Source organism: Nonomuraea insulae (assembly GCF_042656245.1).
In genome coordinates, this window is record NZ_JBHSPA010000001.1 from 1 (window position 1) to 21,545 (window position 21,545).

Here is a 21,545-nt window from a genome sequence, read left to right on the forward strand (position 1 = left end):
GGCGGCCACCCGCGGATAGCGCGCGCGGCGGCGGCCATGCGCGGGCGGAGCGCGCCGCGGCGGCGACCCCGCGAGTGGAGCGCCGATCTCGCGGCCGATCGGTTCGCGGGCCGCGAGGGGCGCGTCGTCATGCCGTGATGGGGTTCAACGATCACGGCCGGAGAGCGCGTCGGCCATGTCCGCGAGCTGCGTCACGAGCGTCTGCGCCTGGGCCGGGCTCAGTCCGGTCGTCATCCGGCGTTCGATCGCTTCCACGTCGGTCCTGGCCGCGTTCAGGACCCGTTCACCGGCGTCCGTCAGCCGCGTGGGCAGCGCGCGCCCCGACTCGGCCGTCGCGGGCCGCTCTACGAGCCCGGCCTCCTGCAGGCTCCGCAGCAGCACGTTCATCGACTGACGTGTCACGAACGCCCCGCGCGCCAGCTCCGCGTTCGACAACCCCGGCCGCTGCCCGAGCAGCTCCAGGCAGGAGAACTGCGGCGTCGTGAGCCCGTGCGCCCGCAGCACACCGTCCATGGCGGCCCGCAGGGCGGACTGCACCCTCTTGAGCTGGTAGCCGACGCTGCGGCCGAGGTCCATTTGCATCATGTCAACATTCTGACATAAGCTCTCTTATGTCAGAGTCCTGACATACCCAAGGGAGTAAACCATGACCGTCACCGGTGTCGACTTCGTCGCCCTGCAGGTCCGCGACCTCGCCAAGGCCGCCGAGTTCTACGAGGGGCGCCTCGGCCTCAAGCGGACCCCGCCGGCCCGCCGCACGCCGTCGTGTTCGCCACCCAGCCCATCGCCTTCGCCGTACGCGAGCCGCTCCCCGGCGTGGACCTGCCCCAGCGCCCTGGCACCGGCGTGGCGCTCTGGTTCAAGGCCGACGACGCCCAGCGGCTGCACGACGAGCTGAAGGCGGCGGACGTGCCCATCGTGGCCCCGCCCGTGGACGGCCCGTTCGGGCGCACGTTCAGCTTCGCCGACCCCGACGGCTACGTGATCACGATTCACGATCACTAGACACGGAGATATTGGGATGCGGAAGGCGGGTGCGGTCGGGCAGCATGGGCGGTTGGCTCCGGGGACGCGGAGCTCAAATATCCTGAAAGCAGTATGGGAACGCCTTCGTTGTCCTCACCACTCGCCGAGCTCGAATCCCGCCTGCCCGACCTGATGCCCCGCGACCAGCGGCGCCTGCGGCGCAGGCTCGACGGCATGCGCCGGGTGCGCTCGCGCGACACCCGCGACAAGATAGCCGCGGAGATTCTCGCCGACCTGGAACGGGCCGAGAAACGACTGGTACGGCGCCGCGAGGCCGTGCCGGTAGTGAAATATCCGGAAAACCTGCCCGTGTCGCAGCGCAAGGATGACATCCTTGAGGCCATCCGCGACCACCAGGTCGTGATCATCGCCGGAGAGACAGGCTCCGGCAAGACCACCCAGATCCCCAAGATCTGCCTGGAACTGGGCAGGGGTGTCCGCGGCCTGATCGGCCACACCCAGCCACGCCGCATCGCCGCCCGCACCGTCGCCGAGCGCATCGCAGAAGAGCTCGGCACCAATCTGGGCGAGGTGGTCGGCTACAAGGTGCGCTTCACCGACCAGGCGAGCGAGCGCACGCTGGTCAAGCTCATGACCGACGGCATCCTGCTGGCCGAGCTGCAGAACGACCGGATGCTCGACCAGTACGACACGCTGATCATCGACGAGGCCCACGAACGCAGCCTCAACATCGACTTCATCCTGGGCTACCTGAAACAGCTCCTGCCCAGGCGACCCGACCTCAAGGTCATCATCACCAGCGCCACGATCGACCCCGAGCGGTTCTCCCGCCACTTCGACGACGCCCCGATCGTCGAGGTGTCCGGCCGCACCTACCCGGTCGAGGTGCTCTACCGGCCGCTGGACGATGACGACGACCAGACGCAGGGCATCGTGGCCGCCTGCCGGGAGCTGATCAGCCACGGCCCAGGCGACATCCTGGTGTTCCTGTCGGGCGAGCGGGAGATCCGCGACGCCGCCGACGCGCTGGGCAAGGCCGAGTTCCGCAACACCGACGTGCTCCCGCTCTACGCCCGGCTGAGCGCCGCCGAGCAGCACCGCGTCTTCCAGAGCCACACCGGCCGCCGCATCGTGCTGGCCACCAACGTCGCGGAGACCTCGCTCACCGTCCCCGGCATCAAATACGTCGTGGACCCCGGGTTCGCCCGCATCTCCCGCTACAGCCACCGCACCAAGGTGCAGCGCCTGCCCATCGAGCCGATCTCGCAGGCCAGCGCCAACCAGCGCAAGGGCCGCTCGGGGCGCACCTCCGACGGCATCTGCGTCCGGCTCTACGAGGAGGAGGACTTCCTCAACCGGCCGGAGTTCACCGACCCCGAGATCCTGCGCACCAACCTGGCCTCCGTCATCCTCCAGATGACCTCGATCGGGCTGGGCGACATCGAGGCCTTCCCGTTCGTCGAGCCGCCGGACCGCCGCCAGGTCAAGGACGGCGTCAGCCTGCTGCACGAGCTGGGCGCGTTCGACGCCCAGAACCAGCTCACCGGCGTCGGCCGCAAGCTGGCGCAACTCCCCGTGGACCCGCGCCTGGGCCGCATGGTCCTCGAGGCCGAGAAGAACGGCTGCCTGCGCGAGGTCATGGTGATCGCCGCCGCCCTGTCCATCCAGGACCCGCGCGAACGGCCCTCGGACAAGCAGCAGCAGGCCGACGAGAGGCACCGCCGCTTCGCCGACCCCGAGTCCGACTTCATGGCCTACCTCAACCTGTGGAACTACCTGCGCGAGAAGCAGAAGGAGCTGTCCTCCAGCGCGTTCAGGCGGTTGTGCAAGGGCGAGTTCCTCAACTACCTGCGCGTACGCGAATGGCAGGACATCTACAGCCAGATTCGCCAGTCGCTCGGGGCCCAGCCCAACAGCGAGAGCGCGCAGCCGTACCACGTGCACGTGTCCCTGCTCGTCGGGCTGCTGTCGCACATCGGCGTCAAGGACGTCATGGACAAGCAGCGCGGCCAGGAAGGCCGCAGGCCGATCCAGGAATACCTGGGCGCCCGCAACGCCCGCTTCGCCGTCTTCCCCGGCTCGACGCTGGCCAAGAAGCAGCCCCAGTGGATCATGTCGGCCGAACTGGTCGAGACCTCGCGCCTCTGGGCGCGGGTCAACGCCAAGATCGAGCCCGACTGGGTCGAGCCGCTCGCCCAGCACCTGGTCAAACGCACCTACTCCGAGCCGCACTGGGAGAAGAACCAGGGCGCCGTGATCGCCATGGAGAAGGTCACCCTCTACGGCGTGCCGCTCGTGGTCGGGCGCAAGGTCAACTACGGCCGCATCGACCCCGACCTGTCGCGGGAGCTGTTCATCAGGCACGCGCTGGTCGAGGGCGACTGGGACACCCACCACCGCTTCCTGAAGGACAACCGGCGGCTGCTCGAAGAGGTCGAGGAGCTGGAGAACCGCGCCCGCCGCCGCGACATCATGGTGGACGACGAGGCGCTCCACGACTTCTACGACCAGCGCGTGCCCGCCGACGTGGTCTCGGCCAGGCATTTCGACTCGTGGTGGAAGCAGGCCGGGCAGGAGCAGCCCGACCTGCTCACGTTCTCGCCTGAGATGCTGGTCAACGAGGGCGCCGACGTCAGCACCCGCGACTATCCCGACAACTGGAAACAGCTCGGCCAGCGCATGAGGCTGACCTACCAGTTCGAGCCCGGGGCCGACGCCGACGGCGTCACCGTCCACGTGCCGCTCCAGGTGCTCAACCAGGTCAACTCCGACGGCTTCGACTGGCAGATCCCCGGCCTGCGCGAAGAGCTGATCACCGCGCTGATCCGCTCCCTGCCGAAGCACGTGCGCCGCAACTTCGTGCCCGCCCCCAACTACTCCAAGCAGGTGCTCGCCGGGGTCGAGCAGGGCGGGGAGCCGCTGCTGGCGGCCGTGGAGCGCGAACTGCTCCGGATCACCGGCATACGCGTGCCGCGTGAGGCCTGGCAGCTCGACCAGGTGCCCGAGCACCTGCGGATCACCTATCGGGTGATCGACGAGCGCAAGCGCACGGTGGCCGAGGACAAGGACCTCGACGCGCTCAAGCGCCGCCTGGCGCCCCGCCTGCGCCAGACGCTCTCGCAGGCCGGCGACGACCTTGAGCAGACCGGCCTGCACACGTGGAGCTTCGGCACCCTGCCCAAGGTGTTCGAGCAGGGCCGCATGAAGGGCTATCCCGCGCTGGTGGACGCGGGCGACTCGGTCTCCGTCAAGATCTTCGAGACGCAGGCCGAGCAGATCCGCTCCCACTGGCCCGGCGTGCGCCGCCTGCTCCTGCTCAACGTCACCAACCCCGCCAAGTCCCTGCTCGGCGGCCTGTCCAACCAGGCCAAGCTGGCCCTGTCACGCAGCCCGCACGGAGGGGCGGTGGCCCTGTTCGACGACGTGGTGGACGCGGCCGTGGACAAGCTCATGCTCGACGTCGGCGGCCCCGCCTGGGACCCGGTCGCCTTCGACCGCCTCTACCAGCACGTGCGCGCCCACCTCTACGACACGGCGCGCGACGTCCTGGAGCGGGTGGAGCAGATCCTGAGCGTCTGGCACGAGGCCGGCGTCCGCCTCGACGGCCTGCGCCAGAGCGCGGCCACGGACGATGTGCGCGACCAGCTCGGCCGGCTCGTCTTCGCGGGCTTCGTCAAGGCCACGGGTTACCGGCGGCTTTCCGACATCCTGCGTTACCTCCGGGCGATCGACCGCCGCCTGGCCAAGCTCCCCGAGGAGCCGTGGCGGGACCAGGAGTGGATGGATCGGGTGCACAAGGTCGAGGACGACTATCACGACCTGCGGGAGAAGCTGCATCCGGCGCGGCGGGGGGACGCGGACGTGGTGGAGATCCGCTGGATGATCGAGGAGTTGCGGGTGAGTTTCTTCGCCCAGACGCTCGGCACCCCGACCCCCGTGTCGGAGAAGCGGATCGCCAAGGCGATGGAGAAGCTCGCACCATGAGCAAAGATCCCTTTACGGGTATTTTGTCCTACCGTGTCCTTAGGTAGAGGAGGGGATCGATGATCAAGGCTGTGGTGTTCGACGTCGGTGAGACGTTGATCGACGAGACGCGCATCTGGACCCGCTGGGCCGAGCGGCTGGGCGTGACCCCGTTCGTGCTGATGGGCGTGCTCGGCGGCATGGTCGCGCTGGACATGACCTACGCCGAAGCCTTCCGGCTCGTCCGCCCCGGCATCGACCTGGCCGCGGAGGAGGCCGCCTGGGAGCGGGACGACCCCGGCGGCCCGCGCAACCACTTCGACGAGGGCGACCTCTACCCCGACGTGCGCGAGGCCCTGGGCGCCATCCGCGCCGCCGGACGCCAGGTGATCATCGCCGGCAACCAGCCGCGGCACGCCTACGACGCGCTGGTCGCCATGGACCTGCCCGCCGACTCCGTGCACACCTCCGACGGCTGGGGCGTCGCCAAGCCCGATCCCGGCTTCTTCGCCAAGGTCACGGCGGTGGCGGGGCGCGAGCCCGCCGAGATCCTCTACGTGGGCGACCGGCTCGACAACGACGTGCTGCCGGCCGCCGCGGCGGGCATGCGGACCGCGCTGCTGCGCCGAGGCCCGTGGGGCTACCTGCATGCCGGGCGCCCGCAAGCGGAGGCCGCCGACGTGGTCGCCGAAGACCTGCACGCCCTGCTGCCCGCTCTGGAGCGGCTCACGTAAAGGGCCGCTCTGGAGCGGCTCACGTGAGGGGCCGCTCTGGAGCGGCTCACGTGAGGGGCCGCTCTGGAGCGGCTCACGTGAGGGGCCGCGCTGGGGCGGCTCACGTGAGGCGCTCGTCCGGGTCGATGCGCACGGCCCGCTCCTCGGCCGACAGGTCGTCGTCGTCGTCGCCGCCGTAGTCCTCGCCGATCTCCTCGTCGTCCCGGTCGGGCTCCAGCCCCTCGTCCGGCTGGGTCAGCCGGTGCTTGGGCCGGGGCTCGTGCAGCCGGTCCTTCGACTCCCGCCACAGGCGCTCGTCGAGCGTGTCCCTGTGCTGAGGGTCGTCCTCGACGATCTCATGACGGAAGCCGAGGTCGTCGGTCCATTCCTCGACCTCGATCTCCTGCTCGTCGCTCATTCCGTAGCGGTTCGGAGGTTTTTCGGTCATACGCGCCCCCTACCCAGGGAGCGGGCCGAAATCCTCTGATTTGGCCTGTGTCAACTTCTCTTGTCCATTCGATCAGCGTCCGACCGCGGCGCCGACGAGCGAGCGCGGGTCGGCCGCGCCCGCCAGCATCCCGTCCGCGCGCACGTCGATGAGGTGCGCGTGGCCGAACGAGCTCCCGTACGGCAGCGCCGCCACCCGGTGCCCGAGCGCCCCCAGGCCGTCGGACCAGGTCCCGCCGTCCTCCAGGTCGAGACCGGCGTCGTCGGGCGCCTCCCAGGTGTCGAACCCGGTGCCGCCGGTGCCCAGCCGCCAGCGCGGCGCGGAGACCGCCTGCCCGGGCTCCTCACCGTGCCGCAGCAGCCGGGTGATGACCTGGAGCAGGATCTGCGGCTGCGCGTCGCCGCCCATCGTGCCCACCACGGACCTGAGCGTGCCGTCGCGGCGGGTGATCAGCGCGGGGGTCAGCGTGTGGGGCGGGCGCCTGCCGGGGCCGTACTCGGCGGGATGACCGGGCTTGAGTGAGAAGCCGATGCCGCGGTTGTGGAGGTTGATCCCGGTACGCGGCTCGAACACCATGCCGCCGAACCCGGACGCGTTCGACTGGATGAGCGACACGCCCATGCCGTCGCCGTCCACCGCGCACAGGTAGGTCGTGTCGCCCTGCCCCGCAGGACCTCCCAGCCGCAGCCGGGCCCTGGGGTCGATCATCGCCCGCCGCCTGGTGATCTCGGCCGGGTCGAGCAGGTCCTTGGCCGCCTCGTGCAGCACGTCGAGCCGGTCGTGCCCGGCGACCCTGGCGGCCTCGGCCAGCAGGTGGGCCCAGGCGGCATGGCGCGGGGCGGCGGGCAGGTCGAGCCGCTCGGTGATGGCGAGGGACATCAGCAGCAGGTAACCCTGGGAGTTGGGCGGCATCGACCAGACGTCGTGGCCGTACACGCGTGTCCTGAGCGGCTCGACCCAGTCGGCGCCCGGCGCGGCCAGGTCGGCCTCGGAATATTCGCCCGCCCCCAGCTCGACCAGGCCCTGCCCGAACTCGCCCAGGTAGAACCCGTCCCTGCCGCGCTCGGCCACGGCCTGGAGCGCGCGGGCCACGCCGGGCCTGGTCACGCGGTCTCCCGCGGCGCGTACGGAGGCGAAGTCGCCCCCGCCCGGCCGCCGCGCCGCGTTCCTGGCGCCCGCCACCATCAGCGGCGAGGCCGGGAACCCGTCCCTGGCCAGCCGGATCGCCGGTGCGAGCAGGTCGGTCATGGGCAGGCGGGCGTGCCTGGCGTGCAGCGCGAGCCAGCCGTCCACGCAGCCGGGCACCGGCACGGACCTGACGTCGTGCAGGTGCGGCATGCGCGTGTGGCCTTCGGACCGCAGGCGGTCGGGGTCGGCGCCGGAGCCCGCGCGTCCCGAGGCGTTGAGCGCTTTCACCCCGCCGTCGTGGACGAGGGCGAACAGGTCGCCGCCGAGCCCGCACATGTGCGGGGCGACGACGGAGAGCACGGCGTTGGCGGCGATGGCCGCGTCGGCGGCCGACCCGCCGCGCTCCAGCATCGCCAGCCCGGCCGCCGAGGCCAGGTGGTCGACGCTGCACACCATGCCGGAGGGTGCGTATCTGGTGTTGTGCACGCCACGAGGGTAGTTGCCTTGCTGGAGGCTTTCCCGGGAGTCCTCGCCCGTTCTCGAGAATCACAGGCTTTCTTGGCAACCCCCACGGGCAGCCGCCGTCATGCGTGTCGGAGACCCGCTGCGCCCGCCGTGGCCCACGCGCCCGTTCCCGCCGCACGCGCCTTCAGCGGTCGCGCCGGTCAGGCCTTCTCAAGGCTCGGGTGCCCGACGACCTTGGCTAGACCAGTTCGAGCGGTTGGTCGCGGCTCACCAGCGCCGCGTACCGGCCGCCGCGGGCCATCAGCTCGTCGTGGTTGCCGCGCTCGACGATGCGTCCGTGGTCGAGCACGACGATCTGGTCCGCGTCGCGGACGGTGGACAGGCGATGGGCGATCGTGATCGTCGTACGGCCCCGCGCCAGCGTGTCGAGCGCCCCCTGAACGGCCTTCTCGGTCTGCGTGTCCAGCGCGCTGGTGGCCTCGTCGAGGATCAGCACGGGCGGGTCGCGCAGCAGCGTGCGGGCGATGGCCAGGCGCTGCTTCTCACCTCCGGAGAAGCGGTAGCCGCGCTCGCCCACCATGGTGTCGTAACCGTCGGGCAGCGAGGCGATGTGGTCGTGGATGCGCGCGGCCCGCGCCGCCGCCTCCAGCTCCTCGTCGGTGGCCGACGGCCGGGCGAAACGCAGGTTGTCGGCGATCGAGGCGTGGAAGAGGTAGGTCTCCTGCGACACCACGCCGACCGTGTCGCTCAGCGTCTCGAACGTCAGCTCCCGCACGTCCACGTCGTCGATCGTGACCCGCCCGCCCGTGACGTCGTAGAGCCGGGGCAGCAGGTAGCTCATCGTGGTCTTGCCCGAGCCGGTCTCGCCGACGATGGCCAGGCTGCCGCCCGCCGGCACGGTGAGGTCGACGCCGGTCAGCGTGGGCGTGTCGCCGTAGGAGAAGTCGACCTGCTCGAAGCGGACCTCGCCGCGCACCTCCGCCGGCTCCCGCTTGCCGGGGTGGATGTCCACCGGCAGGTCGAGATACTCGAAGATCCGCCCGAACAGCGCCAGCGACGTCTGCACCTCGACCCCGAGCCGCAGCAGCGAGACCGCCGGCCGGAACAGGCTGGTCTGCAACGTCGTGAACGCCACCAGCGTGCCCACCGAGATCGTGCCCGTGTGGCCGACGGCCCAGTAGATCAGCGCGGGCATCGCGGCCATGACGAGCTGGATGGAGGACTGCCGCCAGCGCCCGGCCATGCTGGTCCGCACGCCGAGATCGGCCAGCTCGTCGGAGGCCCGGCCGAAGCGCTCGGTCAGCTCGGTGGAGCGGCCCATCGTGCGGCCCAGCAGGATGCCGCTGATCGACAACGACTCCTGGACCATGGAGGCGATGCTCGCGAGCTTGCGCTGCCGTTCCGAGGTGATGCGCTTGCGCTCGGAGCCGACCTTGCGGCTGATCCACACGAACACCGGCAGCAACACGAGCGAGACCAGCGTCAGCCGCCAGTCGAGCGCGATCATGGCGACGATCGTGGCGATCACGGTGGTGAGGTTGGAGACGAGGGAGGCGGCCGTCGAGGTGACGACGGACTGCATGCCGCCGATGTCGTTGGCGATGCGCGACTGCACCTCGCCGGTCCTGGTCCTGGTGAAGAAGGCCAGCGACATGCGCTGCAGGTGGCCGTAGACCGCGACGCGCAGGTCGTGCATGACCCGCTGGCCCACGGTCGTGGAGACGAGCGTCTGCAGCACGTCGAACACGGTCGTGACGAGCGCCACGAGGATCATGCCCAGGGCCAGCAGCGCGAGCAGCCCGGTGTCCCTGGACGGGATCGCCACGTCCAGCACCTCGCGCAGCAGGAACGGCGAGGCCAGCGACACCACGGAGGACAGCACGATGAACGAGCCCACCACGGTCAGGCGACCGCGGTAGGGGCCGAACAGCTTGATGATGCGCCCGAGTGGCGCACGTGGTTCTTCGGTCAAATGGAGCTCCTTTTCAGATGTCCGCTCAAACAGAGGTTAGCTCATATTTGTTCCGGTAAACTGGCCGACATGGGAGAGAAGGCGCTCGCCGAGCTGTTGTTCCTGGTCGGCAAGCGGTTGCGGCACGGCTACATTCATCGGCTGGAGCCGCTCGGGCTCAATCCAGGGCAGGCGCGGGCGTTGCGGGCCATCGCCGAGGCCGAGCAGCCGCCGCGCATGGTGCGGCTCGCGGACGAGCTGCGGATCGTGCCGCGCTCGCTCACGCCCGTCGTGGACGCGCTGGAGGAGGCGGGGCTGGTGCGCAGGGAGGTCGATCCGGCCAACCGCCGCTCGACGCTGATCATGATCACGCCCGAGGGCAGCGCCCTGTCGGAACGGGCCCGCGACGCGCGCGGGCAGGCGGGGGAGGAGTTGTTCTCGGTGCTCTCGGAAGCGCAGCGCGAGCAGCTCAAGGAGCTGCTGGAGCAGGTGGAGAGCCGGTTCCGCTGATCGCGCCGCCGACGACCGTCCCGAGGCAGGGCGGTGCGGCCAGCAGGGCCGCGTACGGATAGCGCCCGCGTGCGTCGTAGACCGCGAAGTCGGCCCGCCCGCCGCGGGCCAGCGTGCCGATCCGCCCCTTGCCCCGGTCCATGCCCAGTGCCCTGGCCCCGCCCAGCGTGGCCGCCTCCACCAGTCTGCGGTCCAGCCCGCGGGGGCGCTGGCCCAGCTCACGCGCGTGCCGGCGGACGGCCGCGGCCAGTTCGAGCGGGCTCCACGCGCCCGGCCCCTGGTCCCGCGTGCAGAAGGCGACGGTGTTGCCCTCCTCCAGCAGGGACAGCGCGTCCACGGGCCCCGGCGGGCACAGGGCCACCACGGTCTTGCGCAGCCGCAGCAGCTTGCGCTCGCCCGGGTCGAGCGGCCTGGCGCACACCACGTGGCACAGCGGCCCCAGCACCCCGGCCTCGTCCAGGGCCGCGGGGGAGTGCCGGTCCAGATCGACCAGCAGTCGCAGCCCGAACGTCCTGGCCAGCACGGCCACGTCCTCCAGCACCTGGGGATGCCGGGTGTGCGCGGCGATCCCGACCGCGAACGGCCGTTCGACCTCGCGGATCGCCGTGATGACCGCGTCGCGCCCGCTCTCCTCCCACTCCTCCTCGCTCGCGCTGGTCGCCTCCACGTACGAGATGCCGGGGAAACCCGGGGACTCGGCCAGGTCGGAGACCACCCGCGCCCGCGCGGTCACCCCCGGAGCGGCGGCCGACAGGGCGGAGCACGCGTCCACCATGCCCGCGACGATCATCCCCTTCCAGCGCAGCTCCTCGGCGGCGGGGAAGGACGAGAGCAGCTCGGCCCGCGGCCCCACGGCGAGCACGCGCTCGCCCCTGGTGACCACCGCCCCGTCGCGCAGGGGATCGGCGCACATGGGCAGGACGAGCGGCGCGGAGTGGATCACGACGGGGGCGGGCGCGCGCGTGCCGAGAACCGGCGTGGCACGCTTCGCTGACGGCATGGATGACTCCCGTCGGATCTCGCTCTCAGGGCATTAAACGTGAAGCTGGCACATGGGCGCAATCAGGACGAACTATGCGAATCTCTAGGTAAGTAGCGCCCGGACAAGCGCGCGATCTTGAGGCTGAGATGCAGGGCCAGCCGCTCGCCGCCGTCCTTCAGGTCCGTACTCGCGAGCTCCTCCACCCGCTGCAGCCGGTAGTAGAGCGACGTGCGGTGCAGCCGCAGCGCCCGTGAGGTCGCCACCGCGCTGCCCGCCAGGTCCAGGTAGGTCTCCAGCGTCTCCAGCAGCGGCAGGTACTGGGCGTCCGCGAGCAGCCCTTCCAGCCCCGGATGCACCTCCAGGTCGGGCAGCTGGGTGAGCAGCCGGTAGACGCCCAGCCGCGACCACTCCGCCGTCCGCCCCAGCCCGGGCACCCGCGCGGTCACCTCGGCCGCGTGCCTGGCCTCCCGGTAGGACCCCGCCGCCTCCGCCAGCGCGTTCCTGGGCCGCCCGATCCCCACCACCACCGGCACCGGCATGGCCGCGTGCAGTTCGTCGGCCGAGACCGGCGACCCGGCGGTGAGCAGCACCGCGTGGTCGTAGCGCACCAGGTGCAGCGGATGGTGCCCGCTCAGCCGCCGTCGCAGCGCCAGCAGCCCCTGCTCCAGCGCCAGCCTCAGCGCGTCATCGGGCTCGGCCGTACGCGGCCTGGCCACCTGTACGGTCACCGGCTGCGCCTGCGGGAACGCACCCGCCTCGATGAGCTGCCTGGCGGCGTCCCCGGCGGGGTCCCGCTCCCCGAGCAACAACCCGGTGACCGCCTCCAGCTCGCGGTGCGAGGCGAGCCCGCTGGCCAGGCTCTCGTGGAACAACGCCAGCGCGAGGCCCGTGGCGGCGGCCGTGGCCTCGGCGACGCGTTCGCGGGACATGGGCGGCTCGGCGTCGATGAACCACAGGAAGCCGAGCAGGCCGTCGGCGTGCCGGACCGGGACGCAGACGCGCGGCAGCAGCCCCAGGTGCGGCGCTCCCGGGATGCGCAGGGGCTTGGTGGCCTCGTGGATGCCGGCCGAGCGTAACCACCGGCGTACCTCGGGCACGGTGTGCCGGCGCAGGATCGAGTCGCGGCGGACGTCGTCCATGGCGCCGCTCTGCTCGCTGTAGGCCACGACGCGCTGGACCCGGTCTTCGAGTAACAAGGGGCGGCCGAGACGGGCGGCGAGCTCGTCCACGGTCCGCTGGAGATCCGCCACAGCCCCACCTTTACGTGGATTTTTCGACAAGTGACGGAAACGCCACTACACGTCTTCCCTACAACTGCTCGGTGATCTCCGTCAATAACGTCTATACCGTCAATCCGTGAATGCCCCGAAGAAGCTGTTGAAGGGTTTGCTGGCGGCCATCGTGATGATCCCGGTGAGCCTGATGGCGACCCCTGCTTCCGCAGCACCCCCCGCGGACCCCGAATACCCCTGGCGGCAGGACCACTGGCCGCAAACACAGCCCTGGCAGTCCGACACACCTCTCGACGACGCACAGGCGCTGCGCGGCCGCCCCACGGGCGGCATCAAGCCCCTTGACCCGCAGAACTGGGAGAATCCCGACAACATGACGTGGGCGGACTACAAGAAGCCGCCCGGCACGAAGTGGAACGACCCGGCCGTCGAGGGCTCGCAGCGCATGTTCAAGGGCGCGCTCGTGCTGCTCGACTATCCCAACCAGTCGTTCGTGGTGACCCAGCCCCAGGGCTCGACGATCTACGCCAACCCGAGCGCCGAGGCCCACGACGTCCCCCGCGACCAGGTGGCGAAGTTCTACCAGGACTTCCTCAACACCCCGAACGACCTCAACAAGGGACACACCATCCACGAATACTGGATGGAGGACTCCGGCGGCCGGATCGGCGTGGATCTCACCGGGTTCGGCCCGTACACGATGCCGGGCAAGGACCACGAGTACGCCATGGAGTACCAGCGGGAGGCCTGCCCGGCCGGCGACACCTGCAACAAGAACCTGCGTACGGACGGCAACGCCGCCTGGATCGCCGCCGTCGGCCCCGACGTGGCCGCCCAGTACGACTTCGTCTTCTACCTCAGCGCCGGCCAGGACGAGTCGTCCACCTGGCAGGAGTTCGGGATGATGAAGTTCCCGAACAAGGAGGCCGTGCCCGACGAGTGGGGCCCGCCCGACCCCGCGCTGCCCAACTGGTCCAGGACCCGCTACGTCGAGTGGAGCTCCTGGCAGGCCGGCTCCAACTTCTGGCCCAACGCCCGCTTCGGCATCGACTCGGTCCAGGCCGAGAGCTCCGGCATGGCGGTCTACGCCCACGAGCTGAGCCACATCTTCGGCATCGCCGACAACTACAACAACCCGTACGCCGTGCCGCCGCGAAGGGCGTACACCGGCATCTGGGAGATGCTCAGCCGCGGCAGCTTCAACGGGCCGGGCGGCCCGCACTCGCGCTGGCTGATCCCGCCCACCGCCGGCGCGTCCATGGGCGCGCAGCACATGTTGCGCAACAAGATCGAGCTGAACATGGTGGACGAGCAGAACGTCCTGCGCCTGTCGCGCGCGGCGCTCGGCGAGTCCGGCCTCGTCACGGCCAAGGTCCTGGCCCGCGCGGTCCAGCCGGGCAAGGGTGAGCTGTCCGGCATCAACATCGCCTTCGACCAGGACAACAGCACCTGTCAGACGACGGACCCGCTCTGCGACGGCGGCCGGTACAACAACTACACGGTCGAGGTCGTGGACCGGCTGGGCAGCGACTCCTTCACCCCCGACTCCGGCGTCCTGCTGGCCAAGACCAAGAACGAGGACGACGCCCCGTTCGAGTGGGTGATCGACGCCAACCCGCAGGACATCGGCATGACCGACTACGTCATGCCGGACAACACCAAGGTGCCGATCACGATCGGCGACTACCGCCAGCTCTCCGACGCCCTCTTCCACGCCGGCACCGACTCCGGCAGCGAGTACGAGTACGTCGACCAGGCCAACCGCCTGCACTTCTACGTCACCGACCTCCAGCGCGACCGTGACGGCGATCTGTCCTACACAGTGGCCGTCCGCTCGCTCGACGGCTCAGGCCCGCAGAAGCGCGGGGTCAGGCTCCTGCCCGCCGCCGGTCTGCCCACCGCCAAGAACACATCCACCTGCAGGTTCCCGCTGTTCAACACCGGCAAGGCGGCCCCGGCGCAGGGGCAGCACCCGGAGGACGTCAGCGCCTACCTCAACTCCGACCTCTACCGCCTCAAGGCCGAGGTCCAGGGCAAGGGCTGGACCGCCCAGCTCCCCAACGCCCTGTCCTCCGTCGCGTTCGGCAAGCAGTCGCTCGTGAGCGTCAACGCCGTGCGCGCGGCCGGCGGTGACCGGCTGGCCAGGGTCAAGCTCACCGCCACCTCGGAGAGCGATCCGAGCAAGACGATGACGGCCACCTGTCCCGTGATCGGTCTCTGAATGAACGATGGGGTGCGGGTGGCGCAATCCGTGCCCCATCGGCTTGAATCACCCCCTGAGGGGGTGTGTCGTTGACCGGGGACCTGCTGCCGGACAAGCCACGACGACGCAGGACGATGCCGTGGGCCGCGCCCGTCTCCGCCGGGCTGGCGGCCGCCGCGGCGAGCGTGCTGGCCGCCTCCGTGGAGTGGGAGATCCCGCCCGCGGCCAAGGTCGGCGTGACGGTGACCGCGGCCGCCCTCGTCGGGCTGACGACCTGGGCCACCACCGAGTCGAGGGCCTCCAAGCGCCGGTTGCGATCAGAGCCGGGCCCGCTCTCGCCCGACCAGTGGCCACCCGTGCCCGAGCACTTCACCGGCCGCGCCGAGTCGCTGGCCGAGCTGCGCGAGGTGTTCAGCAGCCGCAGGAAGTCCTCCGACCTCGCGCCGCCGCTGGTGGTCTCCGTGTACGGCCGCGGCGGCGTCGGCAAGTCGGCCCTCATGACCAGGTTCGGGCAGGAGGTCGCCGGCTGGTACCCCGACGGCCGCCTCTACGCCGACCTGCGCGGCGGCGTCGACGCCCCCGTGCGGCCCGAGGAGGTGCTGATCGGGTTCCTGCGCGCGCTGGACGTGCGCCTGACCACCGACCCAGGCGGCCTTGAGGAGCTGCGTAAGCTCTGGCTGACCTGGACCAAGGGCCGCAGGATCCTCATCGGCCTGGACAACGCCCACGACGCGGAACAGGTCAAATCGCTCATCCCGGCCGAGCCTGGCTGCGCGGTGCTGGTCACCTCGCGCTCGCCGCTGTTCCTGAACGGCACGCACGACACCCGGCTCGGGGTCTTCAGCGAGGCGCACGGTGTGGAGCTGCTGGCCAGGCTGGCCGGCGGCGCCAGGATCGTCGAGGACCTGGAGGCCGCCAAGGACGTCGTGCGGATGTGCGACTACCTGCCCCTGGCGATCAACATCTGCGGCGGCCGGCTCGCCACCCGCGAGCAGTGGACCATGCGCGAGATGGCCGGGCGGCTGGCCGACCGGCGCCGCCGCCTGGACCAGCTCGAAGTGGCGCCCACGGTGGACAAGAGCGTGCGCGCCTCCGTGCAGCTCAGCTACGACGACTGCACCGGCATGCAGCGCCGCCTGCTGCGCCTGCTCAGCGCGCTGACCGCACCCGACGTGCCCGGCTGGGTGGCCGGCGAGCTGCTCGACATCTCCGGGCTCGACGGCGCCGACCAGCTTGAGGCGCTCATCGACGCCCAGCTCGCCGAGTGTTCAGGCACCGACCAGACCGGCGCCATGCGCTACCGGCTGCACGACCTGGTCAGGGTGTTCGCCGCCGAACTGGCCGACCGGGACGAGGACCGGCGCAGGGCCGCGATCGAACGCGTGTTGTCCGGCTACCGCCGCCGCGCCGAGGAGGCCGCCCAGAACCGCTGGCCGCAGGACTGGAGCAGGGGCGGACGTCAGTCGAGCGCCGACGGGCAGGTCAGGGCCGGCGACTGGCTCAACGCCGAGCGGCTCTCGCTCATCGCCATGATCAACCTGGCCCGTCAGCTCGGGCTCTGGGAGCTGACGTGGGGGCTGGCCAGGGCGTTCTGCTCGTTGTGCCACTCGCTGCGGGCGTACTGGGCCGACTGGGCGGCCGTGGCGGAGATCGGCCGCGAGGCCGCCGAGCGGATCGAGGATCGGCGCTCGCTGGCCATCGCGCTGCTCGACAGCGCCGCCGTACACGGTGGGCTGGGCCTGCGCGAGCGGGCGCTGGCGGAGTCGGAGCGCGCGCTGGAGCTGTTCACCGAGCTGGGCGAGACCTGGTGGGCGGCCAGGGCCATGCGCACAGTCGGGATGACGCTGTTCAGCGAGGGCCACCTGGACCGGGCACAGGACTTCCTCATCGGGGCCATCACCGGTTTCAAGGGCGAGGAGGACGTGTGGTGGATGGCCCGCACCCAGCGCAACCTGGCCGAGATGCGGATGGCGGAGCGGCGGCAGGAGGAGGCCAGGGAGCTGCTCGAGGACGCCCTGGAGATCTTCAAGCGGGACGGCAACCGCTACTCCGAGGCCCAGACTTTACGCATGTACGGGGAGGTGCTGGCGGCGCAGGCGCGCGGTGAGCACCGGGCCGGGGACCACCGGCTGGCCGCCAACCTGTTCACCAGGGCCGGGTTCAGCCTCGACCGGGCCGGCGAGATGTTCAAGCAGCGTGGCGAGCTGTGGGAGGAGGCGCGCTGCCTGCGGGCGGCCGGTGAGGTCGGCGACCCGGACAACGGGCTGCGCGAGCTGGACCACGTCCGGCGCTCGGGGGAGATCCTGACCGCGCTGGGCGACTCGTGGGGGGTGGCGCGGACCGCGGTGTCGGCCGGTCGGGCGCTGGCCAGGCTCAGCCGGATCGAGGAGTCCGAGCGGGAGCTGCTGCGGGCGGTTCAGGAGTTCGCGGCGCTGGAGGACCGGTGGTGGATGGCCATGAGCCTGCGCTACCTCGGCGAGGCGCACCTGGACGCCGGCGGTCCTCGGGCCGCGGTGGGGCCGCTGGAGCAGGCCAGGGACATCTACCGCAGCCTCGGGAACGAGGCCGGCATGCGCAGGACCCTGGAGCTCCTGCGGCGGGCGACGCCTGACACGTGAGAGGCGGCTCTCCCGTGCCTAGGTGAGAGGCGAGCGGAGGAGCTCTCCCGCCGCCTGTCTGGCCTGCAGGATGCTCTCCTCGAACAACTTGCGCACGTGAGCGGCCTGGTCGGACAGCTCTCTGATGCGCTCGTGCGCCAGCTCGTCGCGTACGGTCTCGGCGAGCAGCTGCTGGTATTCGGGGGTCTTGTCGGCCAGCCTCTCCAGCCGCTGGTGGGCGTGGTAGACCTTGTCGGCCTTGAGCACCTGTTTGGCGTACTTCTCCAGGTGTCGTACGCGCTGCGACAACGACGTCCAGGCGGCGTCGAGCGCGCTCGTGTACGGCTTGAACGCGTCCTCCATGCCCGGCGGCAGCTCGCGCGGGATGATCTTGCCATGCTCGGCGTGCATCGACGACAACCGCCGCAGGCGCTGCGCGATCTGCCAGATCTCCTCCGGCAGCGACACCTGGTTCTCGATGCTGTCGATCAGCCCGGCCTTGTGCACCTTCGAGTGCATGATCGCCTCGACGGCGTTCTGCGCCCTGCGGAGCAACATCTGGCAGGGGTAGTCGAGGTCCTCGGGGAGGATGTACTGCTCGGCGTGCTCCCGGGCCAGGCGGAGTCTTCGTTTGGTCGAGCGGTAGGCGCTGTCCATCGCCATCCACCGGATCAGGACGATCATGCTCACACCCAGGCCCGCGACGAACAGCCCGCGCACGCCGGTCACCATGAGGACCATCATCAGGAAGGCCGGCAGGACGAAGAGCATCGCAGGATTGCGTGTGGTGTCCATTCGCGCACCCGATCGTGCCATGCGGAGAAGGTGCGGACTCGACCGCAACTCGACTGAGATCTCCGGGTGCAGCGCTGGATCGATCACCAGCCGTGGAGGCAGAGCTCGTGGATCCATACGTTCATGCTGCGTTATGAACCTCGAATTCGCTCATGTTTGGCGGACATATAGGGTCGTAATAATGAGCGAGACGACGAGGTGGATAGACCTTGAAGGCGCGGTGAACGCGCGTGACCTGGGCGGATTGCCCACCGGCGACGGTGGCGAGACCCGTCGCGGGCGGATCTTCCGCGCCGACAATCTGCAGGGCCTCACCCCCGATGACGTGGCGTTGCTCGTGGGCGAGTTGAACCTGCGGCACGTGGTGGACCTGCGCTCCAACGCCGAGGTGACCCTGGAGGGGCCGGGGCCGCTGACCCGGGTGCCCGAGGTGCGGCACCACCACCTGAGCCTGTTCGCCGAGGGCGGCCGGCACACCGACGTCGAGGCCGACACCATCGACGGTGAGCGGGTGCTCCCGTGGGCGGAGCGGGTGCTGGACGAGGAGCTGCGGGTGACCGGCTTCTACTTCGGCTACCTGCGCGACCGGCCAGACTCCGCGGTGGCCGCCCTGCGGGCGATGGCGCTGGACGACGGGGCGTCGCTGGTGCACTGCGCGGCGGGCAAGGACCGTACGGGGGTGTTGTCGGCGCTGGCCCTGGAGATCGCCGGGGCGACCCGGGAGGCGATCGTCGAGGACTACGCGGCCACGGGGGAGCGGCTGGAGCTGATCCTCAAGCGGTTGCGGGGCAGCGACACCTACCGGGGCGACCTGGACGCGCGCCCCGCTGACGACCACATGCCCAGGCACCGCTACATCGAGCAGTTCTTCGCCGTCCTCGACGACCGCTTCGGCGGCCCGATGGGCTGGCTCTCCCAGAACGGCTGGACCGACGAGGACACCGCCGCCATGCGCGCCCGCCTGCGCTGAGCTCATGCGGACGGACGAGGACACCGCGCGCCCGCCTGCGCTGAACGTTCAGCTCAGGTGGACGACGATCCGCTGGGTCGCCGACAACCGGGCCGCCTCGATCACGCTCAGCACCGCGACCGCGCTCTCCGGGTCGACGGGTGGCGCCGCGCCCTCGCGCAGCGCCGCCTCCACCCCCCGGTAGAAGTCCAGGTACGAGCCCGCCTCGGTGCGCACGACCTCCCGCTCGTCCTCCGTGCCCAGCACGCCCCAGTGATCCTCCTCGTCATCGCCGAACCCCGCCGAGTCAGGCGTCATGCCGGCCCGCAGCCGCTCCTCCTGCACGTCCATCCCGTGCTTCACGAAGCCCGCCTTCGACCCGAGCACCCGGAAGCGCGGCCCGAGCCGGGCGGCCATCGCGCTGGCCCACAGGTGCGAACGGGCCCCGCCGGCGTGCGTCAGCGCGATGAAGGTGTCGTCGTCGGAGGCCACCCCTTCCCTCCTGACGTCGCTCTCGCAGTAGACCTCGCGCACGGGGCCGAGCAACTGGACGGCCTGGTCGACGAGGTGGCTGCCCAGGTCGTACAGCAGCCCGCCGACCTCCTCGGGCCCGCCCGCCTCCCGCCAGCCGCCCTTCGGCACCGGCCGCCACCGCTCGAACCTCGACTCGAACCGCAGCACCTCGCCCAGCCGGCCCTCACGGACCAGCCGCCGCACGGTGCGGAAGTCGCCGTCCCACCGCCGGTTCTGGAACACGGTCAGCATGAGCCCCCGCTCCCCGGCCAGCCGCACCAGCTCCCGCCCCTCTTCGGCGGTCCTGGCCAGCGGCTTGTCCACGACGACGGGCAGACCGTGGGCGAGCGCGGCAGCGGCCGTGGTCACATGCGTCTTGTTGGGCGAGGCGACCACGACGAGGTCGCACCGCTCCCACAACTCCTCCGCATCGCCCACCGCCGCCGCGCCGTACCTGCTGCCGACCTCGGCCTGACGATCGGGATTCCTGGTCACGACGGCCGCCAGGGACAGGCCGGGGGTGGCGTGGATCAGGGGGGCGTGGAAGTACGCCCCAGCGGTGCCATAACCGACCAGCCCAACCCGGATATCACTCATAACTCCAGCCTATGACGGCCCACAGGGCGCACCGTCGCGGCGGCGCGCTACCGGAGGGTCCTCAGCCGGTGTAGGGCGGGAGGCGGGTCACTCGTCGTCGCGTTCGGCGAGGAAGGCCTCGAACTGGGCGGCCAGCTCGTCGCCCGTGGGCATGGGCGTCGTCTCGGCCATCAGGTTCTCGCGTTCCGCGCCGCCCGCGAACGCGTCGTACTGCTGCTCCAGCCCGCTGATCGCGGTGGACAGCTCGGTCGAGGCGCGGATCTGGTCCTCGATCTCCGTCGTCGTACGCCGGGCGGCGTCGCGCAGCGCGTCCATCGGGAACACCAGCCCCGTTCCCCTCGTCACCGCCTCCAGGGCGGACACCGCGGCGGTCGGGTATTCGGCCTGCGAGAGGTAGTGCGGCACGTGCACCGCATACCCCAGCGCGTCGTGCCCCTTGGCCCCGAGCCGCAGCTCCATGAGCGCGGCGACGCTCCCGGGGACCTGGACGCGGCCGAACGAGCTGGTCTGCGCGTTGATGAGCTCGGGCCTGCTGGCATGCATCGTGACGCCGAGCGGGCGGGTGTGCGGGACCGCCATCGGGATCCCGTGCAGCGTCACAATCTTGCTCACCTTGAGCCGTTCCATCAACGCCCCCACGGCCCTGGTGAACAGCTCCCACTCCCGGTCGGGCTCGGGCCCGCTCATCAGCAGGAACTGCGTCCCCGTCGAGTCCTTGGCGAGATGGACGGCAAGCTCCGGGTCTTCGCACTCCACCCAACGGTCGGTGTCGAACGTCATGATGGGTCGTCGCGACCGGTAGTCGAGCAGCCGGTCCACGTCGAACGTCGCCACGACCCGGTGCTCCAGCTCGGCCAGCAGGTGGCCCAGCGCGAGGCGTCCGGCGCCGCCCGCGTCGACGAAGCCGTCGAAGTGGTACAGCAAGACCGGATCGGGCAGCTCGGGCGCGTCGTCTGCGAGCTTGTAGAGATCCTTCGGGTCGAACACGGTTGGACAGCCTTTCCCTAGGTACTCTTTCCCAGAACCTACGGCGCGTCGGAACGATTCCGTGCACGGGCACCCTATCGAGGCAGAATGGGTCGCATGGACGGAGACCCGGAGCTGGAGGAGTTCGCCACCAGGATGTTCGACCTGGCCAGGGCGGGCGAGACCGAGGCGTTGCGCGCCTATGTCGAGGCCGGGGTGCCGGTCGATCTCACCAACGGCAAAGGTGACACTTTGCTGATGCTGGCGGCTTATTACGGTCACGCCGAGACTGTACGCATGCTTGTAACAAGCGGCGCCGATCCGAACCGGGCCAACGACCGTGGGCAGACGCCCCTGGCGGGCGCGGTGTTCAAGAAGGAGTCTGCCGTGGTCAGAGCGTTGCTGGACGGTGGCGCCGACCCGCATGCCGGGCAGCCGTCCGCGCTGGACGCGGCGCGAATGTTCGCGAATGACCAGTTTATCCAATGGTTCACGCAAAGCGATTCATAGTATGAAATAAGCATGAAAGGCCTCGAAGTTGCTGAG

The 21,545-nt window shown here is 70.5% G+C and carries 16 protein-coding genes and 1 pseudogene; 8 read left to right on the forward strand and 9 right to left on the reverse strand.

All coding sequences use genetic code 11. The features are described from left to right. Positions 1 to 144: 144 nt before the first annotated feature. Positions 145 to 585 carry a MarR family winged helix-turn-helix transcriptional regulator gene (locus tag ACFPZ3_RS00005; RefSeq protein WP_379511783.1) on the reverse strand — a complete coding sequence of 147 codons (441 nt, stop codon included), beginning with the start codon at positions 583 to 585 and terminating at the stop codon, positions 145 to 147. Positions 586 to 646: 61 nt separating this feature from the next. On the opposite strand from ACFPZ3_RS00005, the pseudogene ACFPZ3_RS00010 reads away from it, so the two are divergent. From ACFPZ3_RS00010 to ACFPZ3_RS00020, 3 genes and pseudogenes are all read left to right on the forward strand, one after another. Beyond that, positions 647 to 1,005: pseudogene (locus ACFPZ3_RS00010) on the forward strand (VOC family protein). A 93-nt stretch (positions 1,006 to 1,098) separates the two neighbouring features. Beyond that, entirely contained in the window at positions 1,099 to 4,971 is a 3,873-nt protein-coding gene (gene hrpA, locus ACFPZ3_RS00015; protein ID WP_379511784.1) for an ATP-dependent RNA helicase HrpA, read from the forward strand. Positions 4,972 to 5,030: 59 nt separating this feature from the next. Further along, positions 5,031 to 5,684: an HAD family hydrolase gene (locus ACFPZ3_RS00020; protein WP_379511785.1), complete on the forward strand. Its 654-nt coding sequence runs from the start codon at positions 5,031 to 5,033 to the stop codon at positions 5,682 to 5,684. A 100-nt stretch (positions 5,685 to 5,784) separates the two neighbouring features. On the opposite strand, the gene ACFPZ3_RS00025 is transcribed toward ACFPZ3_RS00020, so the two are convergent. From ACFPZ3_RS00025 to ACFPZ3_RS00035, 3 genes are all read right to left on the reverse strand, one after another. Then, positions 5,785 to 6,111: a DUF5709 domain-containing protein gene (locus tag ACFPZ3_RS00025; RefSeq protein WP_379511786.1), complete on the reverse strand. Its 327-nt coding sequence runs from the start codon at positions 6,109 to 6,111 to the stop codon at positions 5,785 to 5,787. 72 nt (positions 6,112 to 6,183) lie between these two features. Beyond that, complete coding sequence (locus tag ACFPZ3_RS00030) at positions 6,184 to 7,725, reverse strand: gamma-glutamyltransferase family protein (RefSeq protein ID WP_379511787.1); 1,542 nt, start codon at positions 7,723 to 7,725, stop codon at positions 6,184 to 6,186. Between the two features lie 217 nt (positions 7,726 to 7,942). Continuing rightward, positions 7,943 to 9,676: an ABC transporter ATP-binding protein gene (locus ACFPZ3_RS00035; protein WP_379511788.1), complete on the reverse strand. Its 1,734-nt coding sequence runs from the start codon at positions 9,674 to 9,676 to the stop codon at positions 7,943 to 7,945. A gap of 69 nt (positions 9,677 to 9,745) precedes the next feature. On the opposite strand from ACFPZ3_RS00035, the gene ACFPZ3_RS00040 reads away from it, so the two are divergent. Next, the gene (locus ACFPZ3_RS00040; protein ID WP_379511789.1) at positions 9,746 to 10,165 is read left to right on the forward strand and encodes a MarR family winged helix-turn-helix transcriptional regulator; all 420 of its coding nucleotides are present in this window, start codon (positions 9,746 to 9,748) and stop codon (positions 10,163 to 10,165) included. On the opposite strand, the gene ACFPZ3_RS00045 is transcribed toward ACFPZ3_RS00040, so the two are convergent. Together ACFPZ3_RS00045 and ACFPZ3_RS00050 are read right to left on the reverse strand one after the other, a co-directional pair. Next, positions 10,125 to 11,165, reverse strand: coding sequence for an amidohydrolase family protein (locus ACFPZ3_RS00045; RefSeq protein WP_379511790.1), 1,041 nt, complete (start codon positions 11,163 to 11,165; stop codon positions 10,125 to 10,127). The two genes, ACFPZ3_RS00040 and ACFPZ3_RS00045, sit on opposite strands and share 41 nt — an antisense overlap. Positions 11,166 to 11,227: 62 nt before the next feature. Next, entirely contained in the window at positions 11,228 to 12,397 is a 1,170-nt protein-coding gene (locus ACFPZ3_RS00050) for a PucR family transcriptional regulator (RefSeq protein ID WP_379511791.1), read from the reverse strand. A gap of 106 nt (positions 12,398 to 12,503) precedes the next feature. On the opposite strand from ACFPZ3_RS00050, the gene ACFPZ3_RS00055 reads away from it, so the two are divergent. Together ACFPZ3_RS00055 and ACFPZ3_RS00060 are read left to right on the forward strand one after the other, a co-directional pair. Continuing rightward, entirely contained in the window at positions 12,504 to 14,600 is a 2,097-nt protein-coding gene (locus tag ACFPZ3_RS00055; protein WP_379511792.1) for a M6 family metalloprotease domain-containing protein, read from the forward strand. 71 nt (positions 14,601 to 14,671) lie between these two features. Next, positions 14,672 to 17,200 (forward strand): NB-ARC domain-containing protein, encoded by a 2,529-nt coding sequence (locus tag ACFPZ3_RS00060; RefSeq protein WP_379511793.1) that lies wholly within the window; start codon positions 14,672 to 14,674, stop codon positions 17,198 to 17,200. Between the two features lie 18 nt (positions 17,201 to 17,218). On the opposite strand, the gene ACFPZ3_RS00065 is transcribed toward ACFPZ3_RS00060, so the two are convergent. Next, complete coding sequence (locus ACFPZ3_RS00065; RefSeq protein WP_379511794.1) at positions 17,219 to 17,974, reverse strand: hypothetical protein; 756 nt, start codon at positions 17,972 to 17,974, stop codon at positions 17,219 to 17,221. Positions 17,975 to 18,155: 181 nt separating this feature from the next. Between ACFPZ3_RS00065 and ACFPZ3_RS00070 the strand changes: the two genes are divergently transcribed. Next, positions 18,156 to 18,944 carry a tyrosine-protein phosphatase gene (locus tag ACFPZ3_RS00070; RefSeq protein ID WP_379511795.1) on the forward strand — a complete coding sequence of 263 codons (789 nt, stop codon included), beginning with the start codon at positions 18,156 to 18,158 and terminating at the stop codon, positions 18,942 to 18,944. A gap of 48 nt (positions 18,945 to 18,992) precedes the next feature. On the opposite strand, the gene ACFPZ3_RS00075 is transcribed toward ACFPZ3_RS00070, so the two are convergent. Then, the gene (locus ACFPZ3_RS00075; RefSeq protein WP_379511796.1) at positions 18,993 to 20,033 is read right to left on the reverse strand and encodes a Gfo/Idh/MocA family oxidoreductase; all 1,041 of its coding nucleotides are present in this window, start codon (positions 20,031 to 20,033) and stop codon (positions 18,993 to 18,995) included. Between the two features lie 87 nt (positions 20,034 to 20,120). After that, positions 20,121 to 21,020, reverse strand: a complete 900-nt coding sequence (locus ACFPZ3_RS00080; protein ID WP_379511797.1) for a proteasome assembly chaperone family protein — start codon at positions 21,018 to 21,020, stop codon at positions 20,121 to 20,123. Positions 21,021 to 21,107: 87 nt separating this feature from the next. On the opposite strand from ACFPZ3_RS00080, the gene ACFPZ3_RS00085 reads away from it, so the two are divergent. Further along, positions 21,108 to 21,509 (forward strand): ankyrin repeat domain-containing protein, encoded by a 402-nt coding sequence (locus ACFPZ3_RS00085; protein ID WP_379511798.1) that lies wholly within the window; start codon positions 21,108 to 21,110, stop codon positions 21,507 to 21,509. The last annotated feature ends 36 nt before the right edge of the window (positions 21,510 to 21,545 follow it).